The 12,271-nt window shown below is 66.1% G+C and carries 14 protein-coding genes; 8 read left to right on the plus strand and 6 right to left on the minus strand.

Annotation, left to right across the window (positions count from 1 at the left end):
• Nucleotides 1-26: 26 nt before the first annotated feature.
• Both KBY86_RS07530 and KBY86_RS07535 read right to left on the minus strand, forming a co-directional pair.
• Nucleotides 27-788: a phycobilisome rod-core linker polypeptide gene (locus tag KBY86_RS07530; protein WP_255140712.1), complete on the minus strand. Its 762-nt coding sequence runs from the start codon at nt 786-788 to the stop codon at nt 27-29.
• A 105-nt stretch (nt 789-893) separates the two neighbouring features.
• On the minus strand, nt 894-1,523 hold the full coding sequence (locus tag KBY86_RS07535) for a phycobiliprotein lyase (protein WP_255140713.1): 630 nt from the start codon (nt 1,521-1,523) through the stop codon (nt 894-896).
• Between the two features lie 21 nt (nt 1,524-1,544).
• Here KBY86_RS07535 and KBY86_RS07540 point away from each other — a divergent pair, with 21 nt between their 5' ends.
• Entirely contained in the window at nt 1,545-2,477 is a 933-nt protein-coding gene (locus KBY86_RS07540) for an EamA family transporter (protein ID WP_399221243.1), read from the plus strand.
• Here KBY86_RS07540 and KBY86_RS07545 read toward each other — a convergent pair.
• Nucleotides 2,425-2,826, minus strand: a complete 402-nt coding sequence (locus tag KBY86_RS07545) for a hypothetical protein (RefSeq protein ID WP_255140715.1) — start codon at nt 2,824-2,826, stop codon at nt 2,425-2,427. The two genes, KBY86_RS07540 and KBY86_RS07545, sit on opposite strands and share 53 nt — an antisense overlap.
• Nucleotides 2,819-3,499, minus strand: coding sequence for an iron-sulfur cluster biosynthesis transcriptional regulator SufR (sufR, locus tag KBY86_RS07550; RefSeq protein WP_255140716.1), 681 nt, complete (start codon nt 3,497-3,499; stop codon nt 2,819-2,821). The genes KBY86_RS07545 and sufR overlap by 8 nt, the downstream gene beginning before the upstream one ends.
• A gap of 316 nt (nt 3,500-3,815) precedes the next feature.
• Between sufR and KBY86_RS07555 the strand changes: the two genes are divergently transcribed.
• From KBY86_RS07555 to KBY86_RS07575, 5 genes are all read left to right on the plus strand, one after another.
• Nucleotides 3,816-4,178, plus strand: coding sequence for a ferredoxin-thioredoxin reductase catalytic domain-containing protein (locus tag KBY86_RS07555; protein WP_094512789.1), 363 nt, complete (start codon nt 3,816-3,818; stop codon nt 4,176-4,178).
• A gap of 13 nt (nt 4,179-4,191) precedes the next feature.
• On the plus strand, nt 4,192-5,634 hold the full coding sequence (gene sufB, locus KBY86_RS07560; RefSeq protein ID WP_094512558.1) for a Fe-S cluster assembly protein SufB: 1,443 nt from the start codon (nt 4,192-4,194) through the stop codon (nt 5,632-5,634).
• A gap of 78 nt (nt 5,635-5,712) precedes the next feature.
• The gene (sufC, locus tag KBY86_RS07565) at nt 5,713-6,516 is read left to right on the plus strand and encodes a Fe-S cluster assembly ATPase SufC (protein ID WP_255101015.1); all 804 of its coding nucleotides are present in this window, start codon (nt 5,713-5,715) and stop codon (nt 6,514-6,516) included.
• A complete protein-coding gene (locus KBY86_RS07570) occupies nt 6,516-7,856 on the plus strand; it encodes a SufD family Fe-S cluster assembly protein (RefSeq protein ID WP_255140717.1) in 1,341 nt (446 codons plus the stop codon). The genes sufC and KBY86_RS07570 overlap by 1 nt, the downstream gene beginning before the upstream one ends.
• Before the next feature lie 92 nt (nt 7,857-7,948).
• A complete protein-coding gene (locus KBY86_RS07575; protein ID WP_255140718.1) occupies nt 7,949-9,235 on the plus strand; it encodes a SufS family cysteine desulfurase in 1,287 nt (428 codons plus the stop codon).
• Nucleotides 9,236-9,249: 14 nt separating this feature from the next.
• Here the strand turns inward: KBY86_RS07575 and KBY86_RS07580 are convergent, their stop codons facing one another.
• Nucleotides 9,250-9,978 carry a class I SAM-dependent methyltransferase gene (locus KBY86_RS07580; RefSeq protein ID WP_255140719.1) on the minus strand — a complete coding sequence of 243 codons (729 nt, stop codon included), beginning with the start codon at nt 9,976-9,978 and terminating at the stop codon, nt 9,250-9,252.
• 189 nt (nt 9,979-10,167) lie between these two features.
• Entirely contained in the window at nt 10,168-10,566 is a 399-nt protein-coding gene (locus KBY86_RS07585; RefSeq protein ID WP_255140720.1) for a helix-turn-helix domain-containing protein, read from the minus strand.
• On the opposite strand from KBY86_RS07585, the gene KBY86_RS07590 reads away from it, so the two are divergent.
• Together KBY86_RS07590 and KBY86_RS07595 are read left to right on the plus strand one after the other, a co-directional pair.
• Complete coding sequence (locus tag KBY86_RS07590) at nt 10,565-11,506, plus strand: SDR family oxidoreductase (RefSeq protein ID WP_315855842.1); 942 nt, start codon at nt 10,565-10,567, stop codon at nt 11,504-11,506. The genes KBY86_RS07585 and KBY86_RS07590 overlap by 2 nt on opposite strands.
• Nucleotides 11,507-11,744: 238 nt before the next feature.
• On the plus strand, nt 11,745-12,245 hold the full coding sequence (locus KBY86_RS07595; protein WP_255140721.1) for a hypothetical protein: 501 nt from the start codon (nt 11,745-11,747) through the stop codon (nt 12,243-12,245).
• Nucleotides 12,246-12,271 lie beyond the last annotated feature (26 nt).

Consider the following 12,271-nt stretch of genomic DNA (forward strand, 5'->3'; position numbering starts at 1 on the left):
ACGGGGCACAGGGCCCCGCCGGTTTGTCAGCGTCCGACGCTGCGATAAGGAACCTTGGAGAGGTAATCCATGCCGGCGTTGCCGGAGGACGCAGCCCCCACACGCAGGGCGGGCAGCGTGCGCACCCAGGGGAGGTAATCCTCGGGATAGCCACCACGGCGCTGACGCGCGCGCTCGGGCAGGGAGCGCTTGGTGCCGGTGTAGATGATCTGGGGGAAGCCCAGGATGCCCCGGTGGTAGGCGTCGTAACGGGGGGTGGTGATGTTGAAGGGGGTTTCACCCACCTCGCGGGAGCCGACCACCCGGTTGCGATGGTACGGAACCGTGTCGTAGCCGAAGTTCTCGAGGTATTCATCGCTGTCGAGAATCTTGTCGACAGCACCGGCCACGCCCTTGGTCATGATGACGGCGGACCAGGCGATTTCCTCAGCCTTGCCATACACCTGGCGGCCCAGCAGCTTCTCCACAAGGTGGCGGGCCACCCGGTAGTTGTTATTGAGGTTGTAGAAGCTGCGAGTGAAGGTGTCAGACAGGCAGAGTGCGCGGATGAAATCACGCACGGTGATCTGACCGTCGCGCAGTTGCGACTCGAGAATCGTGTCGCGGTCAACCTTGAACGCGTGGAAGAAAATCTGGCGGTAAGCCGACTCGATCACGAAGTTCTGGTCTTCACGGTCGATCGCCTTGTCGAGCGCGACAGCCTTCGGGTCCTCCTCGGAACCCACGCGGAAGGCCTTCACCCGGGAGTTCTGGGTGGTGGGCGCGTACTTCAGAAGCGGAATTGCCACACGAGCATCGTCATCCGTCGCTGTGGATCGTAGAAGTGAGGCCCCGCGGACCCCGTCAGCGAAGGGGCAGGGCTCACAGTCCGTAACGTTTGCGACATCGGCGGCTCACCAGCCGAAAGCGGACAGCCTCTCGTTGCCATCGCCGGTTACGGCCCCCACCGACGCTGCTTCCCCCCCGGCGGCCTCGCTGCCTGGGGCGTTGTCGTCGCGGCAGCGGGTTTCCATGCAGAAGGATGCGGTGTTCGAAAGCCCCTCCACCGTGCTGGTGCGCAGGCGCAGATCCGGGTTGGGGAACCAGAAGCGCTCCAGGGAGCTCATCGTTTCGTAGGCGGTGGTGAGCAGCAGGCCGTCGCGCTCATCCATGCAGAACCGCCCGGCCACCGGGGCTGTTTCGGCGTAGCCGCGGTCGCGCAGCAGCAGGCCCTCGCGCCCGTCCGCATCGGTGGGGATCAGGCCGAACACCGACTCCCCCTGGTGCTCCTCTCCGGCCTTATCCCAATCCATCGAACCGCTCCAGCGCACCTGGCAGCCCCCCACCAGCGCGCCGGGATCCTGGCCATGCAGCTCGGCGATTGCCACCAGGCGGGGATCGTCGGCGCTCACGTCCACCACCTGGATCAGCGAGCCGCCCCCCTCGGCGCGTCGATGCAACAGGTGGTGGCTGGTGCGCTGGGAACGCCAGCGGCCGCAACTCAGCCGGAAAAAGCTGATGGCATCGGCGATCGGAACGGTCACGGCGGGTGGACGGCTACAGCGATGATCGCAATCCGTCCACCTCGACTGTTGCCGGTGGCCATCACGGGAGTTCTGGCCGCCCTCGCCGCCGCTTTCTGCTGGACAGCCTCCAGCAGCCTCTGGCGGCAGCTGCCCACCTCGCTGAGCGCTGCCCAGCTCAACCTGGTGAAGAACCTGCTGGCGGTGGCGACGCTGCTGCCGCTCGTGCTGCTGAGTCCCTGGCGCGTCGCGCCCCTGCCGCTGGCGTTGCTGGTGCTGAGCGGTGTGGTGGGGATTGCCCTGGGCGACAGCCTTTATCTGGCAGCCCTGCGCCGGCTCGGCACCCGCCGCACCCTCACCCTCGATGCCGGCGGCCCGGCTGTGGCAATGCTTGGCGGGGTGGTGTTCCTGGCAGAGGTGCCCACGTTGGTGCAGTGGCTGGGGGTGGGGCTGATCTGTCTGTCGGTCCTGCTGGTGGCGCGACAGGCCCCTGCCACCCCACTGGTGCCGCAGCGGGATCGGCTTGGCCTGGCCCTGGCGCTGGCGGCGCTGCTGTGCGGCAGCACGGGCGCCCTGCTGGCCCGCGCTGCGCTGCGGGCCTCGGCCCTGACTCCCCTGGAATCGGCCACCCTGCGCCTGGCGTCCGCAGCCGTGGTGATGCTGCCGCTGCTGTGGCGGTTGCCGCTCCCTGGCCAGCGGCCCCGGCTGGGCTGGCGGCGCTGGCCGCTGGTGCTGCTGGCCACGCTGCTGGGCACCAGCGCGGGCATCGTGCTGCAGCAGACCGCCCTGCAGCACCTGCCGGGCGGTCTGGCGGTGGCGCTGCTGGCCACGGCGCCTGTGATGGCGCTGCCATTGGCTGGGCTGGAAGGCGACACGCCTGGCTGGCGGGGCCTGGCGGCCGCCGTGCTGGCTTTGGCCGGGGTCAGCCTGGTGACGGGGGCGCTGGGGAACCTGGCTGCGGCGATGACGCGGTGACGCGGGAGCGGGCCAGACCATCGACCCAGGTGATCAGGTCGTCGAGCTGCAGCGAAAGCGGCGCGCGGCCCAGGGCCCCGGCGAGGGCGTCGAGCTGGCAGGCGGCGCGATCGAGTTCCGTCAGGAAAGCCTGACGAAAGCCGGGATCACCTGCCACTACTGGATGGTTGTTGACCCAGCGCTCCCGCTCCGGCTGGCTGGGCAGGGCGCCGTCGCGGCGGCCTGCGATCTCCTGAAGGCTGCGCAGGCTGTGGGCCAGCAGCCGCAGGTGGTGGCGTTCGAGCGCGGGGAGCAGGTTGGCTTCGAGCAGGGCCAGGTCGTCGTGGCTGAGTGGGCCTGCCTCAGCCATCACCGGGGGTGTCGCTGGAGCTGGTGGGGGCGGCCGGGGGGCGTGGGGTGAGCCGGAAGCCGCAGGAGTGGCCGCCCTCCAACCGCCAGTGGACGCGCTCCACGGTGCAATCGGGGAAGGTGTGGCGGATCTGCTGGAGCTCCTGGTCGCAGATCAGCGGGAACTGGTCGGCGATGCGGGAGACGGAGCAGTGGAATTCGCTCATGCACCAGGAAAGCCCGTCGCCGTCGCGGCGGCATTCGGTCATGTAGCCCTCGCGGCGACGCAGCTCCACCAGCCGCTGCACCCGCTCGGTGAGGCTGCCTTCGCCGATCAGGCGTCGATCGACGCTGGCCTTGGCGACCGCCTGCTGCTTCAGCAAAGTCTGGATGGCATCGCGGGGCATGCTCGCCGCCATCGACTGCAGCAGGCCGATGGCGAAGTTCTCGCCACTGTCGGGAAAGCTATCGTGGCCTTGGCGGGTGAGGCGCCAGTGATTGCTGGGACGGCCTGGACCTTCGGGCGTGGGGCTGGCTTCAAGCACGCCTTCTTCTTCGAGGCTGCGCAGATGGCGACGCATCGCCTGAACCGACACCGAGAGTGCTTCTGCGAGCTGGGCCGCTGTGGCCTCACCGAGACGCATCAGCAGCGTGAGCACCGCCTCGCGGGTGGGGGCCTGGGTGGTGGAAGGCATGGAAAAGCAGGCCGGTCTGGCGAGACGCAACCTTCCTCACACCTTGCCACGCTCCGCTGGCGACTGGGGGAGAGTGACCGGTGATGTGCGCGGATCACCGGCCGGCGGTCTCGCTGTCCTAGGCTCAGGTGATTAACGAAACTTCCTGGTTTCGTAATTCGCGTAGCTCTTTCCCGCCACCAGATCGCCTCTGGTTGATCGCTTCCGGCGAGCGGGTCTCTTCTTCTTCTCGAAGGGGGCCGGCCACGCGAAACCCTTGCCGCGATCCCCGCTTCAGGCCAGCCACCAGCCTTTCGCCCGCTTTCCCGCCGAGCCCATGCCCGAATCCGTTTCCGCCCCCTCCGCCCCCACCAGCGAAAGCCTGGAGGTGATCCGGAAGTTTGCCGAAACCTACGCCCAGCGCACCGGCACCTACTTCTGCAGCGATCCCGGCGTCACCGCCGTGGTCCTGGAAGGCCTCGCCCGCCACAAAGACCAGCTGGGCGGCGCCCTCTGCCCCTGCCGCCACTACGAAGACAAGCAGGCGGAAGTGTCCCAGGCGTTCTGGAACTGCCCTTGCGTGCCGATGCGGGAACGCAAGGAGTGCCACTGCATGCTCTTCCTCACCGAAGACAATCCCTTCCGCGGCGACCAGCAGACGATCAGCACCGAAGAGATTCTTTCCCATACAGCCGGCTGAGGAGGCCTCCGTCATGTCCACAGCGCCCACCGTTGGTGATCTGGTCAGCCAGCCGTACAAGTACGGCTTCGTCACCGACATCGAAACCGAGAAGATCGCCAAGGGCCTCAGCGAGGACGTGGTGCGGCTGATCTCGGCCAAGAAGAACGAGCCCGCCTTCCTGCTGGATTTCCGCCTGCGGGCCTACCGGCAGTGGCTGCGCATGACTGAGCCCGATTGGGCAGCCCTTGGCCATGCCCCGATCGATTATCAGGAGCTGATCTACTACGCGGCGCCCAAGCAGCAGGAAAAGAAGGCCAGTCTTGATGAGGTGGATCCCAAGCTGCTGGAAACCTTCGACAAGCTCGGCATTCCGCTGAGCGAGCAGAAGCGGCTCAGCAATGTGGCTGTGGATGCGGTGTTCGACAGCGTGTCGATCGCCACCACCTACCGGGAGAAGCTGGCCGAGCACGGCGTGATCTTTTGCTCGATCAGTGAGGCGGTGAAAGACCATCCCGAACTGATCGCCCGTTATCTCGGCACGGTGGTTCCCAGCAACGACAACTTCTTCGCTGCTCTCAATTCGGCGGTGTTCAGCGACGGCTCCTTCGTGTTCATCCCGAAGGGGGTGGAGTGCCCGATGGAGCTCTCCACCTATTTCCGGATCAACTCCGGTGACACCGGCCAGTTCGAGCGCACCCTGATCGTGGCGGAGGAAGGCGCATCGGTCAGCTATCTGGAGGGCTGCACCGCCCCGATGTTCGACACCAACCAACTGCACGCCGCCGTTGTGGAGCTGGTGGCCCTCGATGATGCCTCGATCAAGTATTCCACCGTTCAGAACTGGTATGCCGGCGATGAGCACGGCAAGGGTGGCATCTACAACTTCGTTACCAAGCGGGGACAGTGCCGCGGCGATCGCAGCCATATCAGCTGGACCCAGGTGGAAACCGGCTCAGCGATCACCTGGAAGTATCCCAGCTGTGTTCTGCAGGGGGCTGATTCGGTGGGCGAGTTCTACTCCGTAGCCCTCACCAACAACCGCCAGCAGGCCGACACCGGCACCAAGATGATCCATCTGGGTCCGCGCAGCCGCTCCACGATCGTGAGCAAGGGCATCAGCGCCGGCCAGTCGTCGAACAGCTACCGGGGGCTGGTGCAGATCGGCCCCAAGGCCGTGGGCGCCAAGAACTACAGCCAGTGCGATTCGATGCTGATCGGCGACCAGGCCGCCGCCAACACCTACCCCTACATCCGCTCCCAGCAGCCGGATGCCGCGATCGAGCATGAGGCGAGCACCTGTCGCATCTCTGCCGATCAGCTGTTCTATCTGCAGAGCCGCGGCATCGGTTTCGAAGCGGCGGTGTCGATGATGGTGAGTGGCTTCTGCCGCGATGTGTTCAACCAGCTGCCGATGGAGTTCGCCGCCGAAGCCGACAAACTGCTGGCCCTGAAGCTCGAAGGCTCCGTGGGCTGATCGCCGCCACTCAGCTCCGCCGCCTCTCTGGCGGCCCCGCTCCCTCTCCCCACCCCGTTCTCCCCTGCCCCCCTGCCCGTGATTCGCCCCGACGCTGATCTTCTGCTTGAAATCGTGGATCTCCATGCGCGCGTGGAGGACCAGCCGATCCTCAAGGGTGTGAACCTCACGGTGCGTGCCGGCGAGATCCATGCGGTGATGGGCCGGAACGGCAGCGGCAAGAGCACGCTGTCCAAGGTGCTGGCCGGCCACCCTGCCTACACCGTCACCGGAGGCAGCGTGCGGTACCGGGGTGCTGATCTGCTTGATCTGGAGCCGGAGCAGCGCTCCCGCATCGGTCTGTTCCTCGGTTTTCAATACCCCGTGGAGATCCCCGGGGTCAGCAATCTCGAGTTCCTGCGGGTGTCCACCAACGCCCGTCGCAGTGAGCTGGGCAAGGAAGAACTGGACACCTTCGCCTTTGAAGATGTGGTGCGCGAGCGGCTGGAGGTGGTGAAGATGGACCCCGCCTTCCTGGAGCGCAGTGTGAACGAAGGCTTCTCCGGTGGTGAGAAGAAGCGCAATGAAATCCTGCAGATGGCGCTGCTGGAGCCGTCGGTGGCGATCCTCGATGAAACCGATTCCGGCCTCGACATCGACGCCCTGCGCATCGTTGCCGCCGGCGTCAATCAGCTCTCCACCCCGGAGAACGCCACGCTGCTGATCACCCACTACCAGCGCCTGCTGGATGTGATCATCCCCGACTACGTGCATGTGATGGCGGCCGGGCGGATCCTGCGTACCGGCGGTAAGGAACTGGCGTTCGAACTGGAAGAGCGCGGTTACGACTGGGTCGACGCCGAACTGGCATCCGAGCAGCGCAGCGTTGCCGAGGTGGCCTGATGATGGCGTCCCTTTCCGACACTGACGCCGCCGCCCTCGCCCAGGGCGTGGCCACCGCCCCCTGGACCCAGCGCTTCCTCGACGCGCTCGATGCGCCGGTCGGCGAGCTGGAAACCGTGCAGTGGCGCGGCCGCGAAGCCCTGGCCCGTCAGCCGCTGCCCTCCCGCCGCGACGAAGACTGGCGCTTCACCGACCTGGCTCCCCTCCTGGCGGTGTTCGACGGCACCGCCCCCACAACCGGCAGCTCCGGCGGCACTGACAGCCCTGCCGCTGCCAGCGCCCTGCCCCCACCGGCGCCGGACACGGTGCGGCTGCTGCTGGATGGCCGCAGTGATCCCCTGGCCGGCCAGAGCCTGCCTGCCGGCCTGTCGCTGCTGGGCGAAGGCGAATGGCCGCTGGCCTTGGGCCACACCCTGGCGGCCACCGGCTGCCAGGCCCACTGGCCGGTGGAACTGAACCAGGCCACCGCCACCCGCTGCCTGGCGTTGCGCGTCAGCGGCACGGTGGCTTCCACGCTGGAGCTGGTGAGTGTGGCGGGCGCGAATCGTCCCGATGCAGCTGAACCCGGCACTCACCCCATCGGGCAGCGCCTCACCCCGGTGCGGGTGCTGCTGCTGCTCGAGGAGAAGGCGAGCCTGAATGTGCTCCAGGTGCAGCTGGGCGATGGCCCATGCCTGAGCAGCCTGGTGTGTGAGGCCCGGCTGGGACGTGGCTCCACTTTGCGCCACGGTCTGCTGGCGTTCGGTACGGGCGAGGCCTGTTTCCTGGGCCATCTGGCGGTGGAGCAGGAGATCGAAAGCCGTCTGGAATCGGTGTGGGCCAGCCGCGGCTGGGCGCTGGCGCGCTTCGAGCCGCGGGTGAGCCAGGCCGAGGGCGGTGCCTTCACCAGCCTCAAGGCCCTGCAGCTGGCTGAAGAGCACCAGCGCGTGGACACCCACAGCCGGGTGGTGTTCGAAGGGCCCGACGGGCAGTTGGAGCAACTCCACAAGGCGATCGCCGACGGCCACGGCCGCAGCGTGTTCAACGGCGCCGTGAAGGTGCCGCGGCTGGCCCAGCGCACCAATGCCGCCCAGTTGAGCCGCAACCTGCTGCTCTCCAACCAGGCCCGCATCGACACCAAGCCCGAGCTCGAGATCGTTGCCGACGACGTGCGCTGCGCCCATGGCGCCACGGTGAGCCGTCTGCAGCAGAACGAACTCTTCTATCTGCAGAGCCGGGGCATCAGTGCCGCCGTGGCCGCGGGGCTGCTCAAGCGGGGCTTCTGCCAGGAGGTGCTACGCGATCTGCCGCCGGCGGCGGCAGGGTGGGAGCCCCTCAAGCGTCTGCTCGCGGAGGCCTGACCCCGATGCCCGTCACCGTTCCCTCGCTGACCACAGCCACCACGGAGCCCAACGGTGCTCCGGGCACCGAGCCGAATGGTGCTTCAGGCGCGATGGCCTCTGGGGTTGCCGCTGCGGCGACTGGGACCGCCCCGGGCGAGAACCTGGCGGCGCTCACCCGGCCCGATTTTCCGCTGCTCGCCCAGCAGGCCTGCCTGGGGCAACCGCTGATTTATCTCGATCACGCCGCCACCAGCCAGAAGCCGCGGCAGGTGCTGGAGGCGCTGCAGGGCTACTACTCCCACGACAATGCCAACGTGCACCGCGGCGCCCACCAGCTGAGCGCTCGGGCCACCGATGCGTTTGAAGGCGCTCGCGACAAGACCGCCCGCTTCATCGCTGCGGCCACCCCCAGGGAGATCGTGTTCACCCGCAATGCCAGCGAGGCGATCAATCTGGTGGCCCGCAGCTGGGGGGATGCATTCCTGCGGCCCGGCGACGAAATCCTGCTCACGGTGATGGAGCACCACAGCAATCTGGTGCCCTGGCAGCTGCTGGCGGCCCGCACCGGCGCCGTGCTGCGCCACGCCGGCCTCACCGACACCGGCGAGCTCGACATGGAGGATTTCAGCCGTCTGCTCAATGAACGCACGCGGCTGGTGAGCGTGGTGCAGATCAGCAACACGCTCGGTTGCCTCAATCCGATCGCGGCGATCGCCCAGCTCACGCACCAGGCCGGTGCGCTGCTGCTGGTGGATGCCTGCCAGAGCCTGCCGCACCTGCCGGTGAACGTGGCCGCGCTGGGCGCTGATTTCCTGGTGGGCTCTTCGCACAAGCTCTGCGGCCCCACCGGCATGGGCTTCCTCTGGGCCCGCGAGGCGCTGCTGGAGGCGATGCCGCCATTTCTGGGCGGCGGCGAGATGATCCAGGATGTGGGCCTCGACGTCAGCACCTGGGCGGAGCTGCCCCATAAGTTTGAAGCCGGCACCCCGGCGATCGGTGAAGCGGTGGGGATGGGCGCCGCGCTCGACTACCTCAATGCCATCGGTCTGGAGCGTATCCACGCCTGGGAGCAGGGGCTCACCCGCCACCTGTTCCAGCGGCTGCAGGCGATCGAAGGGCTCACGGTCCTCGGCCCCACGCCGGAGCAGCAACCCGATCGCGGCGCCCTGGCCGCCTTCACGGTGGAGGGCCTGCATGCCAACGACCTCTCGGCCCTGCTGGATGCCGGTGGCATCTGCATCCGCAGCGGCCACCACTGCACCCAGCCGTTGCATCGCCACTACGGCCTGTCGGCCACGGCGCGCGCCAGCCTGGCCTTCACCACCACCTTCGAAGAAATCGACCGCTTCGCCGACGAACTGCAGAGCAGCGTGGAGTTTCTGAAGGAGCACGGCTGACCACCGGCCGCCGGTCAGCAGGGGGTGAGCAGGGCCAGGGCTTCGGCGCGGTGGCTTCCACGCCAGAGCCACTGCCATCGCCAGCCGCACGCTTCTGCCGTGTGCTGGATCGCGGTCGCGTCGGCGGGGTGATCAAAGCGGCTGAGGTGATCCATCACCCGCTGCCGTTCTTCGGCTGCGAGCGCCTGCCAGCCGTCCGAGATGCGCTGCACGTAACGGGCCACATAGGCCTCGCGGCTTTCGCCCGGTTCACGGAACACATCGGCCCAGAGGAGGAGGCCGGTGGGTGCGAGCCGTGCGCGGCAGGCCGCCAGAAACCGGGCCTTCTCCGGCGTGGTGAGGTGATGCACCGCGAAGGAGGTGTGGATCAGATCCACCGGTGCGGCGGCGCTGGCGCCGGGGTCGTCGCTGGCCGGCTCCAGCGCCCAGGAGAGCAGATCCTGCTCACGCCAGGCGCAGGGATAGGGCACCCCCTGCAGCTGGGCGGCGGCCAGGGGCAGCACGGGAGCGGCAAGATCAATCCCGAGGTACGACCCCAGCGGCAGCCGCCGCAGCAGCGGCGCCAGCAGGGCCAGATCGCCACAGCCCAGATCCACCATCCGGGGCAGCGGCGACCCTGACGGGCGCTGGGCCAGCCAGCCTTCGATCGCCGCTGTGGTGGCTGCCGAGAGCGCCTTGTGCTCCATCAGGTCGTGGTCGACCACGCGGCGGTAGGTGCTCCACTGGCGCTCGAAAAGGTCCATGGCTCAGGACTGGGCTGCCGGTGAGGCCTCCCGCAGCTTGTGCAGGGAGCGTAGGTGGCTGGTGTGGAACGCCGTGCGGATGGCTCGAAGGATCTGGTGACTGGAAGGATCTGGTGGCTTGAAAGATCTGAGGACGTGAACGTTGCTGGTTCGGCGCAGATCATCAGGGCCGCTTTCCATTGAGGCTCATCAGGGCGTGGACACGTGTGTCCTGGCCTCCAACACCCTCGGCAGATTCACTTCAATCCAGTTGGCCAAGGTGGCGACATGCTCGGCCACTTCTTCTCCCAGGGGCGTGAGGCTGTACTCCACGAATGGAGGCACCACCGGATAGGACACGCGCAGGACAAAGCCATCGTCTGCGAGAGCTTGGAGGCTCTGGGCCAGCATTTTCTCGCTGACGCCACCGATTTTGCGTCTGAGCTCACTGAACCGATGCGTGCCCTGGCGCAGGGATAGCAGGCAGAGCACTCCCCAGCGGCTGCATACGTGCTTGAGGATGTCGCGCGAGGGGCAGGGTTGGGCGAAGAGATCGCCCTGGTCGAGGCGCTGGCTCAGCGAGTCGGGCTGGGCAGGGAAGACGCTCATGCACTTACCTTTTGGTTGGTACTTGCGATTCGTTAGTGTCTCACATTACGGTGACCTTGCCGACCAAAAGGAACGAGCTGACTTCATGATTGTTGTGACGGGCGCCTCGGGGCAACTTGGGCAGTTGGTTGTGCGTGAGCTGTTGCAATCGGTTCCGGCCAGTGCGTTGGTGGCCGCGGTTCGTAACCCTCAGAGCGTTGCTGGCTTCGCCAGCCTTGGTGTACAGGTTCGGCAGATCGATTACGCCCAGCCCTCCACGCTGGACGCCGCATTTTCCGGTGCCGACAAAGTGTTGTTGATCTCCGGCAGTGAGGTTGGAAGCCGCGTGCCGCAGCATGCCAACGTGATCCATGCCTGCAAAGCTGTGGGTGTAAAGCTGCTGGCGTATACCAGCCTTCTGTACGCTGATGTGAGCCCGCTTCTGCTAGCGGCAGAACATCACCAGACGGAAATCCTCCTGCAAGACTCTGGAGTTCCCCACGTTGTCTTGCGGCATGGCTGGTACACCGAGAACTATCTCGCCAGCATTCCGGCCGCCCTTGGCTATGGTGTCGTGATGGGCTGCGCGGGTGAAGGCCGAATTGCTTCGGCAACGCGCGCTGATTACGCAGCTGCCGATGCTGCTGTGTTGCTGGCCGATGATCAGGCTGGCAAGGTGTATGAATTGGCAGGTGATGAGGCTTACACGTTGACGGAGTTTGCGGACGAGCTCAGCCGGCAGGCTCACAAGCCGGTCTGCTATCAGAACATGTCTCAGGCTGACTACAGCCAAGCGCTGGAAGGTGCCGGCTTCCCGCCGCCCTTTGCCATCATGCTGGCGGAGTCAGACACTGGCGCTGCTCAGGGTGGATTGTATGACGACAGCAGAACCTTGAGCAGACTGATCGGCCGTCCGACGACTCCACTCAGCACATCGATTCAAGCAACACTTCTCGCCTGACCAGCGACTCAAGTGTAGACATCAGGCCTCTGCTCCTGGCGGCTAGCCTTCGGTTGTTCAGTGATGAACGAATAGTGCCGTCAGTGGAGGCATGGGCTTTACGCTGCGCTCTTGACCCGTGCAGCCGTGATCTCTGTGCACTGCTTCACGCTTGCATGGCATTCAGGCACGCGCCGTCGACCCCGACGGGAGTGAATCGCGTAGCTAGCATCCAGAGACTGTGTCAACCCTCTTTCCCGTGCCCGCACTGGAACCCGTTTCTGAAGACGAGGCCCGTTCAATCATCCTGGAGTGGGGACGTCTGCACGATCTGCAGGTGGGGTTGTCTGCGTTCCTCCCTGTCATTGCCACGGATGGCTTCTACATGCGTTTTGGTGATAAGCAATGGGTTGGTTACGCGGATTTTGAAGCCCATCAGATCGCGAAGAGAAGATTCTTCGATGAGATTCACGATTACACCTCCATCCATGTGGCGGTTCAGGAGCCTTTCACCATGGCCAGGACGGTGATGCTGTGGACCTATCGCCATCGCCCTGAGAACAGCCCAACCAGCCAGCTCCTGAAGGCCCGCATTGAGCACACCTGGGAGTTTCGCCGTTGCCCCACGTCTGGATGTGCCTTCATGCAAGGGCATGTTGTTGATCGTTTCGAATACATCGATGGGTTTAGGCCCGTCTCCGCTGAACAAGCGGCTCAGGGCGAAGACCCGCATCTTGATCCCCGTTGGACAACCCGCTGATGGGCTGCCACGCACGAGCTGGCGAT

The organism is Synechococcus sp. Lug-A (assembly GCF_024345655.1).
In the GTDB taxonomy this organism is placed as follows: domain Bacteria; phylum Cyanobacteriota; class Cyanobacteriia; order PCC-6307; family Cyanobiaceae; genus MW101C3.

Coding starts and splice junctions, on each gene's coding strand:
- KBY86_RS07540 (WP_399221243.1), top strand. CDS start 1,545: ATGATCGCAATCCGTCCACCTCGACTGTTGCCGGTGGCCATCACGGGA.
- KBY86_RS07545 (WP_255140715.1), bottom strand. CDS start 2,826: ATGGCTGAGGCAGGCCCACTCAGCCACGACGACCTGGCCCTGCTCGAA.
- sufR (WP_255140716.1), bottom strand. CDS start 3,499: ATGCCTTCCACCACCCAGGCCCCCACCCGCGAGGCGGTGCTCACGCTG.
- KBY86_RS07555 (WP_094512789.1), top strand. CDS start 3,816: ATGCCCGAATCCGTTTCCGCCCCCTCCGCCCCCACCAGCGAAAGCCTG.
- sufB (WP_094512558.1), top strand. CDS start 4,192: ATGTCCACAGCGCCCACCGTTGGTGATCTGGTCAGCCAGCCGTACAAG.
- KBY86_RS07570 (WP_255140717.1), top strand. CDS start 6,516: ATGATGGCGTCCCTTTCCGACACTGACGCCGCCGCCCTCGCCCAGGGC.
- KBY86_RS07575 (WP_255140718.1), top strand. CDS start 7,949: ATGGCCTCTGGGGTTGCCGCTGCGGCGACTGGGACCGCCCCGGGCGAG.
- KBY86_RS07580 (WP_255140719.1), bottom strand. CDS start 9,978: ATGGACCTTTTCGAGCGCCAGTGGAGCACCTACCGCCGCGTGGTCGAC.
- KBY86_RS07590 (WP_315855842.1), top strand. CDS start 10,565: ATGCACTTACCTTTTGGTTGGTACTTGCGATTCGTTAGTGTCTCACAT.
- KBY86_RS07585 (WP_255140720.1), bottom strand. CDS start 10,566: ATGAGCGTCTTCCCTGCCCAGCCCGACTCGCTGAGCCAGCGCCTCGAC.